This is a genomic window from Gracilimonas tropica DSM 19535, assembly GCF_000375425.1.
In the GTDB taxonomy this organism is placed as follows: Bacteria; Bacteroidota; Rhodothermia; order Balneolales; family Balneolaceae; genus Gracilimonas; species Gracilimonas tropica.
This window is the reverse complement of the sequence record NZ_AQXG01000009.1, coordinates 1-12552: the sequence shown is the minus strand read 5'-3', so window position 1 is coordinate 12552 and position 12552 is coordinate 1. Positions and strand designations below refer to the sequence as shown.

The window sequence follows — 12552 nt, the reverse complement described above, 5'->3', positions numbered from 1 at the left end:
CAATAACTTGGGTGCTAGGTTTGAACCGGAGGTTCAGGCAGGCATTCCGAACGAGCCGTTCGGAACGAGGAGAAATGTTAGGACTAGTTTGATCCTATATGCCACAAATAAATGTCAAAAACTCTTTGATAAAACCATTCTTGCTTAGTGATTTTTTCTATGTCAGAATCAGAATCTATAATATATTCTGAAACACAAGACAACCTACTGGAGGCTTCGACAATTTCATTCTTTTTCTTCTTGTATATTTTATTCCATTCACTTACGAAATTTGAATAGTTAGTCTCTTTAACAGACAATGCTTTTTTTGCTTGACTATCAAGGATAATAACAGGTGAGCGAAACTTTAACCATAATATTTTTGAAGTAGCAGAAACCATATTAGTACCATAGAAGTTAGCCAATTCTTTATGCACGCCTTCTAAGAATCCTACTAGATTCTTTTCTTTAATATCCTGAAACCCATATTTGTCTATAATCTCTAAGAATGGTTGATACCGTACTTTTTTCTTCTCTGGTTCCTTAGGTATTGTTCTAGCAACCCCAAAGAAAGAAGCACCTTTTCTGACACCCTTAAGTCTCTCTTCTTTTGATTTTGAATTAATCATTTGGTGAATCTTTCTTTCATTTTTTAGCCACTGGTTCAAATACCATAGCGTATAATATTCCATTCTTGTATTCATAAATGCACCCCTAACTCTAATTATTGATTAGACATAGACATAAAAAAAGCCCCTTACATTTATCATGCAAGGGGCTTTTAATTTTTCTAAGCGACTTCGGTAAACGAAGGCGAGATCTTAGTCTTCGGCTTCAGCGGTTTCGCTTTCACCGTTTTCGCTACCGCCAAGTTCTTCAAATACTTTGGCGATCTCTTCGTCTCCTTCTTCCATATCGGCTTTGGATCCAACCACGATGTCGTCGTAGTCCCGGAGTCCGGTACCGGCCGGTACTTTGTGACCCACAACCACGTTCTCTTTGAGTCCGCGGAGGAAGTCTTTCTTAGCTTCGATAGAAGCCTGAGTAAGTACCTTCGTAGTTTCCTGGAAGGAAGCAGCTGACAACCAGCTATCGGTAGAAAGAGCAGCTCGCGTAATACCCAACAGAATAGGCTTGGAAATAGCCGGCTCTGCTTCACGGGTTTCGAGCTCTTCTTTACCGTCTTTGATCAACTGATTGTTATGATCTCGTACTTCACGACGATCAAGGATGGTTCCTTTCTTAAGATCAGATCCACCCTGGTTTGTTACTACAAACTTACCAATCAGCTCATCGTTACGGTCGTTCACTTCAAAGCGATCTACTTTATCACCTTCGAGGAACATAGTGTCGCCCGGATCGGTGATCTCTACCTTCTGCATCATGGTGCGTACAATAGTCTCAATGTGCTTGTCATTGATCTTCACACCCTGCAGTCGGTAAACCTCCTGAATTTCATTCACGAGATACGACTGTACTGCATAAGGACCGAGAATATTCAGAATATCCTGAGCCGGGATGGTACCGTCAGAAAGTGGCTGACCTGCTTTCACATAATCGTTGGCCTGAACCAGGATATGCTTACTGAGCGAGATCAGATATTTCTTCTCATCCGTACCGTCTTTCGACTTCACAAATACTTCCTGAGAACCACGCTTACGGCCACCCATTTCAACAATACCGTCAATTTCAGAAACAACGGCAGGTTCACTTGGGGAACGAGCTTCAAACAGCTCAGTAATACGCGGCAGACCGGCGGTGATATCCTTAGACTTGGATGCCACACGAGGGATCTTCGCGATTACCTGACCGGCTTCTACTTTCTCGCCATCGTCAACAACGATGTGTGTATCTACCGGAAGTGTGGTTTCCCGAATTCGGTCTTTGCTTCCTTTGATCATGATGGTTGGGACCAACGAACGATCTTTGGAGTCGGTAATCACTTTTTCACGGTGACCGGTTTGAGCATCGGTATCTTCAGAAGACGTAACGCCGTCAATGATATCCTTGTACTCAATAGTACCGTCAATTTCAGAGAAGATCAGCGCGTTATACGGATCCCACTTACAGAGCACTGCTCCTTTTGGAACCATATCGCCATCTTCAACCAACATCTCAGAACCGTAAGGCACGTTATAAGTAATAAGTACCGTACCTTCGTCATCAACGATCTTGATCTCACCGGCACGTGAAAGTACCACATTGTGGTCTTCTTCACCGTCGTTGTAAACCACAACGCGAACGTTTTCAAATTCAACTTTACCTTCAAACTTGGTCTTGTGCTGAGATTCAGCCTCCAGACGAGAAGCTGTACCACCCACGTGGAAGGTTCGAAGTGTAAGCTGTGTACCGGGTTCACCAATAGACTGAGCAGCGATAACACCTACGGCCTCTCCTTTCTCAACCATGGTTCCGCGAGCAAGGTCACGTCCGTAACATTTCGCACACACTCCGCGTGGAGTTTCGCACGTCAGTACCGAACGGATCTCAACTTCTTCGATAGAAGTCTCAGCGATCTTACCAGCAACCGTTTCATCGATCACCTGGTTGGCTTCACATATTAATTCGTCTGAAATCGGATCGTAGATATCATGGAGTGATACACGTCCAAGAATACGATCTTCAAGACTTTCAATAATGTCTTCATTGTCTTTCAGCGCTGTCATCTTAATACCACGCAGCGTACCGCAATCCACTTCGTTAATGATCACATCTTGTGAAACATCAACCAATCGTCGGGTTAGGTAACCGGCATCAGCCGTTTTCAGAGCGGTATCGGCAAGACCTTTACGAGCACCGTGCGTAGAGATAAAGTACTCAAGAACGGTCAGTCCCTCTTTGAAAGAGGAGAGGATCGGGTTCTCAATAACTTCATTACCCTGCTGCATAGAACTTTTCTGAGGCTTCGCCATCAGTCCACGCATACCACCCAGCTGTCTGATCTGCTCTTTCGATCCACGAGCACCAGAATCGGCCATCATGTATACCGGGTTGAACCCGTTACGGTCGTTAGCCAGTGCCTGAAACAGTGTTTCAGAAACACGGTTGGTTGTGGATGTCCACTTATCAATTACCTGGTTATAACGCTCGTTATCGGTAATGAAACCCATCTCGTAGCGGCCCTGAACGTCAGTAACTTCATCTTTGGCCTTGGTAATGAGTTCTTCTTTCGCATCAGGGATGATGATATCATCCAAGCTGAAAGAAAGTCCACCGATAGTGGCTTCCTCATATCCCATTTTTTTCATGTCATCGAGGAAAGCTGATGTCTTCGCTGTTCCAACTTTGTCATGAATTTCACCAATCAGACTTCTCAGCTCTTTCTTACCAAGTGTCTTGTTGATGAACGGGATCTCTTCCGGAACGATCTCATTAAAGATCACACGACCGGTTGAGGTCTTAATTACTTCGTATGACTGTTCTCCTTCCTCATTTACAACAGGAATTCGAACGTTGATCTTGGCGTGTGCATCCAGTTTACCCTGGTCAAATGCAACCAATACCTCAGCCGGTGATGCAAAATTCTTGCCTTCACCTAAGCAGCCATCATTTGGCTTGGTCAGATAATACAGACCCAAGATCATATCCTGTGATGGAACTGCGATCGGTCCACCGTTGGCAGGAGCTAAAATGTTGTGTGAACCTAACATCAGCACCGATGCTTCAAGAATGGCATCGTGGCTCAATGGAAGGTGAACGGCCATCTGGTCACCGTCAAAGTCAGCATTAAAAGCTGTACATGCGAGCGGGTGCAAGCGGATGGCTTTATCCTCAATAAGTACCGGCTGGAATGCCTGAATACCCAAACGGTGCAAAGTTGGTGCACGGTTTAGGAGTACGGGGTGTCCGTCAATTACATTCTCGAGCACTTCCCATACAACGGCATCACGTCGGTCAACTACTTTCTTGGCGCTCTTCACCGTCTTCACATATCCGCGCTCTATCAAGCGTCGAATAATGAATGGTTTGTAGAGCTCAACCGCCATTTCTTTTGGCAGACCACATTCATGCATTTTCAGCTCGGGTCCTACCACAATTACAGAACGGCCGGAATAGTCAACACGCTTACCAAGAAGGTTTTGACGGAAACGGCCACTCTTACCTTTCAGCATATCTGAAAGTGATTTCAGTGGTCGGTTGTTATTACGTACTGCGTTTGATTTTCTTGAGTTATCATAGAGTGAATCAACCGCTTCCTGCAGCATGCGTTTCTCGTTTCGGAGAATCACGTCAGGAGCTTTGATATCGATCAATCGCTTCAGGCGATTGTTACGGATGATCACACGACGATAAAGGTCGTTCAGGTCAGATGTTGCAAAACGACCACCTTCCAAAGGCACCAACGGACGTAATTCTGGTGGAATAACCGGAATTACACTCTGTACCATCCACTCGGGACGGTTTTCAGTATGCTTGTTGGCTGCACGGAAAGATTCAATAACCTGAAGTCGCTTCAGTTTTTTCTTCTTACGCATCTGAGAAGTCTCATGCTTCACTTCATAGCGCAACTGATAGGCGAGTTCGTCAAGGTCAAGATCTGCGAGAAGGGCTTCAAGAGCTTCAGCACCTTCTTTAACAATGAATTTATCCTCATCGTCGTCGTCGAGTTCCTGATTATCTTCAGGCAGTTGTTCAATAATGTCCCATTTCTCTTCTTCAGAGATCATATCGCCCTGAGCGTAACCAAGGTCACGGGCAATACCCGGATTGATGATCACAAAAGTCTCATAGTAAACGATCTTATCCAGGTTCTTGGAACTCATTCCAAGCAGGTAAGCGATCTTATTAGGAAGAGATTTGAAATACCAAATATGGCATACAGGAACGGTTAGGGTAATATGCCCCATTCGTTCACGGCGTACGGCTTTTCGGGTAACCTCTACACCACAACGGTCGCAGATAATTCCCTTATAGCGGATACGCTTGTATTTACCACAATGGCATTCATAATCTTTAACCGGGCCGAAGATCTTTTCACAGAAAAGACCGTCCATCTCCGGTTTAAAGGTTCGGTAATTAATTGTTTCGGGAGTCAAGACTTCGCCGTGAGAACGAGATAAAATCGTTTCCGCGGAAGCAAGGGATACTCCGATGCTGTCGAAATCTTTGGTGACTGTTAATGTCTTAGTTACTGGCAAGGATGTTCCTCCAAATTATTAACAGTGAAATTATTCAATATGCATTTCAAGGCCGAGCCCCATCAACTCACGGAGCAATACCTTAAATGATTCGGGCACGTCACCATCAGGCAGGTTTTCACCTTTAACGATGGCCTCGTAAACTTTTGAGCGCCCTTTAACGTCATCACTTTTCACAGTGAGCATTTCTTTGAGAATGCTGGATGCACCATACGCATACAGTGCCCAAACCTCCATCTCACCGAGTCGCTGGCCACCAAACTGAGCTTTACCACCCAATGGCTGCTGCGTGATCAATGAATATGGACCAATAGATCGGGCATGCATCTTATCCTGGATCAAGTGATTCAGTTTAAGCATGTAGATATAACCTACGGTTGTTTTCTGTGCGAATGGATCTCCGGAACGGCCGTCATATAACTGCACTCGACCATCTTCCGGTAGTCCGGCTTCTCTTAGTTTCTCTCGAACTTCATCCATAGAAGCACCGTCAAAAATTGGAGATGCAAATGTTACACCCAATTTCTTAGCGGCCCATCCAAGAATGGTCTCGTAAATCTGACCAAGGTTCATACGGGAAGGTACACCCAGCGGGTTGAGGCAAATGTCAACCGGGGTTCCATCTTCCATGAATGGCATGTCCTCAACCGGTACGATCTTGGCAACAACACCTTTGTTTCCGTGACGACCGGCCATCTTATCACCCACTTTCAGCTTACGTTTTTTCGCAACATAAACTTTAGCTTTTTGGATGATTCCCGGAGGAAGTTCATCTCCTACCTGAATGGCAAATTTACGACGTTTTGCTTCGGTATCGATCTCTCGGCGAAGTTCACGATAATTGGCAAACAACTTCTTCACTTTCTTGACGAGTTCACCATCGGTGGCCCAATCAATATTTTCGTTGATGTTTACCGGATCTAATTCTTCAAATACTGATTTCTTGTACTTCTCTCCTTTCGGAATGAGCTCAACATTACTGTAGTTGAGTACGCCCGGAGAAGTTTTATCGCGAAGCAGAGAATACATCTTGTCAGCCCACTGCTGATTCAATTCAGCAACTTTTTGGGCATGTCTTTCTTCTTCTTGTTCAACGCGTTTCTTCTCTTCTTTGCGGGAAACTAATTCATCACGCTTACGGCTGAAGAGTTTCGTATCAATAACCGTTCCTGCTACACCCGGTGGTACTTTCAATGATGCATCTTTCACATCACCTGCTTTATCACCGAAGATCGCACGAAGTAATTTCTCTTCCGGAGTAGGATCTGTTTCACCTTTCGGAGTGATCTTACCTACCAGAATATCTCCATGCTCGATCTTAGCACCCACACGGATAATTCCACGCTCATCAAGGTTAGCAGTTGCTTCCTCACTTACGTTTGGAATCTCACGCGTCAGCTCTTCTTCTCCACGCTTGGTATCACGAACTTGTTGTTCAAACTCCGTTACGTGAATGGAAGTATAAATATCTTCCTGAACGATGCGCTCACTAACTACAATGGCATCCTCAAAGTTGTAACCGCGCCATGGCATGAAAGCCACCAACAGGTTACGTCCAAGGGCGAGTTCCCCTTTATCAGTAGAACAACCATCAGCAAGTGCCTGACCTTCTTTCACTTTATCTCCGATCTTAACAACAGGACGCTGATTGATCGTCGTATCCTGGTTAGTTCGGATGAACTTATTAAGAGTGTAGGTCTTAATACCTCCGTCGAAGTAACAATTTTGCTCTTCTTCGGTACGGTCGTATTTAACTCTGATCTCAGTAGCACTTACATATACTACTTCGCCATCTCCTTCAGCAGAAATGATAGCACGAGAATCACGAGCTGCACGCTGCTCCAATCCGGTTCCCACTACAGGAGCTTCCGGGCGTAATAACGGAACAGCCTGACGCTGCATGTTCGACCCCATCAAAGCACGGTTGGCATCGTCATGTTCAATAAATGGAATGAGTGCTGCCGCCAGCGAAGTAATCTGGTTGGTAGCAACGTCCATGTATTCAATTTCATCAGGCTTCACACGCAGGTAGTTACCCTCACGAGTTCTGGAAAAGATCGCATCGGTCTCAAATTGACCTTTGTCATCGATCTCGGCATTCGCCTGTGCAATAACAGTCTCATCTTCCTGCTCAGCTGCAAGATACTCAACATCTTTGGTCACCTTACCGTCTTTCACTTTTCGGTAAGGAGTCTCAATAAAACCAAAATCATTTACTTTGGCGTGAACACAAAGAGATGAGATCAATCCAATGTTTGGACCTTCAGGAGTTTCAATCGGGCAAAGACGTCCATAGTGTGTGTAGTGAACGTCACGAACCTCGAAACCTGCTCGCTCCCGAGTCAATCCACCTGGTCCCAATGCCGACATACGACGCTTGTGCGTCAACTCAGCGATTGGGTTGGTTTGATCCATAAACTGAGAAAGCTGGTTGGTACCAAAGAAGGTATTGATCACACTCGAAATGGTACGTGCATTCACAAGATCCTGTGGAGTCAGCTGCTCAGCATCACGAGAGTTCATACGCTCGCGGATGGTTCGCGCCATACGTGCAAGACCGATCGCAAATTGCTGTCCAAGCTGCTCACCCACGGTTCGTACACGTCGGTTACTCAAGTGATCAATATCATCTACCTGAGATTTCATGTTCTTCAGTCGGATCACCTCTTTTATGATCGCAACAATATCCTCTTTAGTGAGATACTGGAGGGTATTTTCCTGATCCAGTTTCAATCGCTTATTCAGTCGGTAGCGCCCAACTTCACCGAGATCATACTTCTTGTCGCTAAAGAAAAGTCGTTCAAGAATGGAACGTGCCGTTTCCGGATCAGGCATTTCCCCGGAACGGATCTGCTGATAAATTTCGCCAAGCGCAGAAGATTCGTCATAAGTTGGATCTTTACGAAGCGTATTCATCATAACAGAACGCTCAGACTCTTCAGAAGTAATTTTCTGAACAAGCACTTTTTTGACATCGGCTTCTTTCAATGAGCCGTAATCATCTTCTGTCAGTTCATGATCACGTTCAAAGATGATCTCACGGTTCAGTGCTTCAGTCACTTCGCCGGTCTCATCATCAACCACTTCTTCCATATTCTCTACAACAATGTTCTCTGCAAGGCGCTTGCCTACAAGCTCTTTGTTGTACTTATCTTTTGAGCCAAACTTAATTTCTTCAGAAAGCTCAAATAGGCCAAGTAGCTCAAGGTCAGAAGAATAACCAAGCGCACGAAGTAATGTCGTGGCTGGTACTTTTTTCTTACGGTCGATATAAGCCCAAAGTACGTCACGAATATCTGTGGTAAATTCGATCCATGATCCTTTAAAAGGAATAACCCGGGCTGAATATAATTGTGTACCGTTGGGGTGTACATTTTGTCCGAAGAACACACCTGGTGAACGGTGAAGCTGGCTTACGATAACGCGCTCAGCGCCATTCACGATAAAAGTTCCGCGATTGGTCATCCAGGGAAGATCTCCGAGGAATACTTCTTGTTCAATGGTTTCACTGGCTTCATCGCTTTCATCTACGGAAGACAGTCTTAATTTTGCTTTTAGCGGAACCGAGTAAGTCAGACCGCGATCCTGACATTCGGATTCAGTGTAACGGGGCACATCCACATTGTAATAAAGAAATTCAAGGATGTGTGTTTCGCGGCTGTCTTGAATTGGAAAATTTTCATTAAAAATCCGTTGCAGGCCTTGATTTTCTCGCTCGTTGGGAGCAATATCAAGCTGTACGAATTTTTCGAATGACTCTAACTGAATATCCAGAAAATCAGGATAGTCAAGAACGTGCTTGGTTTTACCAAACGACAGGCGGTTCGTGTTCGGAATAGTTTGCATCTTCTTGCTCAAAAGGAACCTCTCCTCTTAGATTGAAGGTAAATGATATGGGCAAACCTCATAAATATCTTATTGATAATGAGGTCAATTTCTATAAGACGCCAATAGCCAATACCGTTTTCACGGCATTGGCTACCAACGAAAATGTAAGTAAGAGTTACTTAAGCTCTACTTCAGCACCAGCTTCTTCAAGCTTGGACTTAATGTCCTCTGCTTCTTCTTTAGAAACAGCTTCTTTAACGGTACCGGGAGCTCCGTCAACCAATTCTTTAGCTTCTTTCAAGCCAAGACCAGTGATGCCGCGTACTTCTTTGATAACGGCAATTTTCTTAGCACCAGCGCTTTTAAGAACTACGTCAAACTCAGTTTGCTCTTCACCACCACCGGCTTCTCCGCCGCCAGCAGGTCCAGCTACTGCAACAGCAGCTTGAGCAGGTTTGATATCGTATTCTTCTTCAAGAACTTTAGCAAGTTCGTTTGCTTCTTTGATTGTAAGGTTGACAAGCTGTTCAGCTAATTCTTTAACGTCAGCCATTTTTTTCTCCAGTTGTTTTAGATATAAAAAATTCTAGTTGATAAATAAGGGTTATTCTTCGCCTTTTTCAGCGATGGTATTAATTGCGCCAACAAGGTTAGAGCCTTGAGAGTTAAGGCCACCAATAACATTTGATAGTGGGGCCATCAACAGACCAAGGATATCGCCGATGATCTCGTTCTTAGACTTCATTGCTGCGAGAGCATCCAGTTTATCTTCGCCGTAGAAATCACCATCTACAATAGCGGCCTTAAACTGTGGCTTGTTATGATCCTTGATAAACTCTTTTAATACCTTGGCGGGTGCGGCTAATTCTTCTTCAACAAACGCAAACGCATTTTGCTCGTACAATTCGGGGATGATTTCATCATAACCCCCAACTTCTTCCATAGCGAGCTTCATGAGCTTGTTTTTATATACTTTGAAGCGAATATCTCCCTTACGAAATGCACCACGCAGTTCATTAACTTCTGATACCGACATGCCTGAGTAGTTAGTGACATACAGTGCACTGGAACTCTTCAGTTTTTCGGCTATTTCGGTTAAAACTGCTTGCTTTTCTGCAGTAGGCATAATTCAATTCCTCCTATTATAGGGATGTTACTGCGGTTCTGCTTATTGGGATGCTTGGTCCCATTGTGCTGCTTATGAAAACACTTTTCACATACAGCCCTTTTGCGGAAGCTGGTTTTAAGCTCATAACGGTTCGGAAAAATGCTTCAGCATTATCCTTAAGGTCACTTGCATTAAAACTTGATTTACCAATGGAAGTATGAAGGATTCCGGTTTTATCAACACGGAAATCGATCTGTCCGGCCTTTACTGTTTTAACAGCATCAGCCACATCCATTGTTACAGTTCCACTTTTGGGGTTAGGCATCAGTCCGCGGGGCCCTAAAAAGCGCCCAAGCTTACCGAGTTTTCCCATTACGTCGGGCGTAGCAATTATCACGTCGATATCTGCCCACCCTTCTTCAATTTTTTCGATGTAATCATCAAGACCAACATGGTCGGCACCAGCTTCTCTGGCTTCATCTTGTTTAGCCTCATTAACGAGAGCTAAAACACGTACTTCTTTTCCGGTACCGTGAGGCAAGCTCACCGTTCCCCGAACCATTTGATCAGCATGACGGGGATCAACTCCCAGCCGAATGTCTACATCAATAGATTCATCAAAGTTCGCAACAGATGTTTTTTTAACCAGATCGCACGCTTCTTCCAAAGTATATTCCACCTCTGGATTAACGAGTGCCACGGCCTGTTGATATTTCTTTCCTCTTTTTGCCATGATCACAATTCCTTACTTTTCGCGATTTACTCTAAGACCCATACTGCGAGCCGTTCCTGCAATCATTTCCGCACCAGCTTCGACGTCAAACGCATTTAAGTCTTCCATCTTTTCTTGTGCAATTTCTTTGCATTGGCTCCAGGTAACCATTCCTACTTTATTTCGGTTTGGCTCACCCGATCCGGACTTGATTTTCGCTGCTTTCTTGAGAAGAACAGGAGCTGGAGGAGTCTTTGTTTTGAATGTAAAAGACTTGTCAGCATAAACTGTAATCTCAACAGGAACAACAGTTCCGGCCTTGTCCTGAGTCTTAGCGTTGAAGGCTTTACAAAACTCCATAATGTTGATTCCTGCCTGACCGAGTGCCGGTCCTACAGGTGGCGCAGGGTTTGCCTGCCCCCCAACGATCTGGAGCTTCAGGATTTTGTCAACTTTTTTAGCCATGGATTCTCAGGATCCTATAATTAATAACTTCAGTTTAATTTGCGTAATAGCTAGTGTGCATCAACTAGGTTCTTTTAGGTAGCGGACTCAACTTGGCTAACATCAACCTCAACCGGTGTTTTACGGCCAAAAATACTGACCATCACCCTCAATTTGAGTTTCTCAGGATTTACCTCCTGAACAGTTCCGTCAAAATCTTTGAACGGACCGGATATCACTTTAACCAGGTCTCCCTCGCTATACGGAATTTCGATGTTCCGTGCTTCTTCTCCACCATCCTTCACACGGCCTATGATGCGCTTGACCTCATGCGGTTTCAGTGGAGATGGCACCGTTTCATTTCCTGACTTCAAAAATCCAAGGCAGGATGGTGCGCTTTGTACTAAATTATTTACTTCTTCGTCATAATGAGTATTCAAAAGAATGTATCCCGGAAAAAAATTCTTCTCTCGAGTACGTTTTTTCCCTGAGCGGATCTCAACAACGGTTTCGGTAGGTATCAGAACTTCTACAATCTTATCCTCTAAACCTTGGTCTTCAATCTCTCGCTCAAGAAACTCTTTTACTTTTTTTTCATGACTGGAAAAGCAGCGTACCACATACCAATCATGCGTTAGTTCTTTACTCATTATCAGTTGTAGATAGCTTCTAAGATCGTGCTGTAAAGTTGATCCACTCCAAAAATGAAAACTGAAATAATAATAGAAAACACTACCACGATGATAGTATTATCGATCAGTTCCTTTTGAGTTGGCCAGGATACCTTCTTAAACTCCTTTACAACACCGTCAAAAAAATTGTTAATCTTACTCATATGATATCTTTGTTTGCACGGGTGGAGAGGCTCGAACTCCCGACACCTGGTTTTGGAGACCAGTGCTCTGCCAACTGAGCTACACCCGTATAAAGCGCACAAGAGCAGACGGAAACCGACTGCTCTCTGCACTGGCCTTTATTAAGGTAATCTCTTAATCAAGGATTTTAGTTACAACTCCGGCACCTACGGTTCGCCCGCCTTCACGGATGGCAAATCGCAGCCCTTCTTCCATCGCTACCGGCTGAATCAGTGAAACGCTCAGCTTCACATTATCGCCCGGCATTACCATCTCCACTCCATCGGGAAGCTCACAAGAGCCGGTCACGTCGGTGGTACGGAAATANAACTGTGGTCGGTAGCCTTTGAAGAACGGCGTGTGACGCCCTCCCTCATCCTTGCTCAATACATACACCTCGCACTCAAATTGTTTGTGCGGAGTGATCGAACCCGGCTTACACAGCACCATTCCGCGCTGCAGCTGCTCCTTGTTTACTCCTCGAAGAAG

General features: G+C 44.6%; 10 protein-coding genes and 1 tRNA gene. All 11 read right to left on the bottom strand.

The annotated features are described in order from the left end of the window. Positions 1-83: 83 nt before the first annotated feature. Positions 84-683, bottom strand: a complete 600-nt coding sequence (locus B151_RS0112970) for a hypothetical protein (protein WP_020404077.1) — start codon at positions 681-683, stop codon at positions 84-86. A 117-nt stretch (positions 684-800) separates the two neighbouring features. Continuing rightward, positions 801-5117, bottom strand: coding sequence for a DNA-directed RNA polymerase subunit beta' (rpoC, locus tag B151_RS0112965; protein WP_020404076.1), 4317 nt, complete (start codon positions 5115-5117; stop codon positions 801-803). A gap of 30 nt (positions 5118-5147) precedes the next feature. After that, entirely contained in the window at positions 5148-8963 is a 3816-nt protein-coding gene (gene rpoB, locus B151_RS0112960; protein ID WP_020404075.1) for a DNA-directed RNA polymerase subunit beta, read from the bottom strand. A gap of 157 nt (positions 8964-9120) precedes the next feature. Beyond that, positions 9121-9498: a 50S ribosomal protein L7/L12 gene (rplL, locus tag B151_RS0112955; protein WP_020404074.1), complete on the bottom strand. Its 378-nt coding sequence runs from the start codon at positions 9496-9498 to the stop codon at positions 9121-9123. A gap of 51 nt (positions 9499-9549) precedes the next feature. Continuing rightward, the gene (rplJ, locus tag B151_RS0112950; protein ID WP_020404073.1) at positions 9550-10071 is read right to left on the bottom strand and encodes a 50S ribosomal protein L10; all 522 of its coding nucleotides are present in this window, start codon (positions 10069-10071) and stop codon (positions 9550-9552) included. A 16-nt stretch (positions 10072-10087) separates the two neighbouring features. Continuing rightward, positions 10088-10786 carry a 50S ribosomal protein L1 gene (rplA, locus tag B151_RS0112945; protein ID WP_020404072.1) on the bottom strand — a complete coding sequence of 233 codons (699 nt, stop codon included), beginning with the start codon at positions 10784-10786 and terminating at the stop codon, positions 10088-10090. A 12-nt stretch (positions 10787-10798) separates the two neighbouring features. Further along, complete coding sequence (gene rplK, locus B151_RS0112940) at positions 10799-11230, bottom strand: 50S ribosomal protein L11 (protein ID WP_020404071.1); 432 nt, start codon at positions 11228-11230, stop codon at positions 10799-10801. A gap of 74 nt (positions 11231-11304) precedes the next feature. Further along, a complete protein-coding gene (gene nusG / locus B151_RS0112935; protein ID WP_020404070.1) occupies positions 11305-11859 on the bottom strand; it encodes a transcription termination/antitermination protein NusG in 555 nt (184 codons plus the stop codon). Positions 11860-11861: 2 nt separating this feature from the next. Next, positions 11862-12044 (bottom strand): preprotein translocase subunit SecE, encoded by a 183-nt coding sequence (gene secE, locus B151_RS0112930; RefSeq protein WP_020404069.1) that lies wholly within the window; start codon positions 12042-12044, stop codon positions 11862-11864. A gap of 16 nt (positions 12045-12060) precedes the next feature. Next, positions 12061-12133, bottom strand: a tRNA-Trp gene (locus tag B151_RS0112925). Positions 12134-12198: 65 nt separating this feature from the next. Next, on the bottom strand, positions 12199-12552 hold a 354-nt coding region (locus tag B151_RS18760), incomplete at its 5' end, for an EF-Tu C-terminal domain-related protein (protein ID WP_020404068.1).

What these genes read in the sequence shown, in the direction of transcription:
- rplL (WP_020404074.1), bottom strand. Translation starts at nt 9,498, where the DNA reads ATGGCTGACGTTAAAGAATTAGCTGAACAGCTTGTCAACCTTACAATC.
- rpoB (WP_020404075.1), bottom strand. Translation starts at nt 8,963, where the DNA reads ATGCAAACTATTCCGAACACGAACCGCCTGTCGTTTGGTAAAACCAAG.
- rplK (WP_020404071.1), bottom strand. Translation starts at nt 11,230, where the DNA reads ATGGCTAAAAAAGTTGACAAAATCCTGAAGCTCCAGATCGTTGGGGGG.
- rplJ (WP_020404073.1), bottom strand. Translation starts at nt 10,071, where the DNA reads ATGCCTACTGCAGAAAAGCAAGCAGTTTTAACCGAAATAGCCGAAAAA.
- B151_RS0112970 (WP_020404077.1), bottom strand. Translation starts at nt 683, where the DNA reads ATGAATACAAGAATGGAATATTATACGCTATGGTATTTGAACCAGTGG.
- nusG (WP_020404070.1), bottom strand. Translation starts at nt 11,859, where the DNA reads ATGAGTAAAGAACTAACGCATGATTGGTATGTGGTACGCTGCTTTTCC.
- rplA (WP_020404072.1), bottom strand. Translation starts at nt 10,786, where the DNA reads ATGGCAAAAAGAGGAAAGAAATATCAACAGGCCGTGGCACTCGTTAAT.
- secE (WP_020404069.1), bottom strand. Translation starts at nt 12,044, where the DNA reads ATGAGTAAGATTAACAATTTTTTTGACGGTGTTGTAAAGGAGTTTAAG.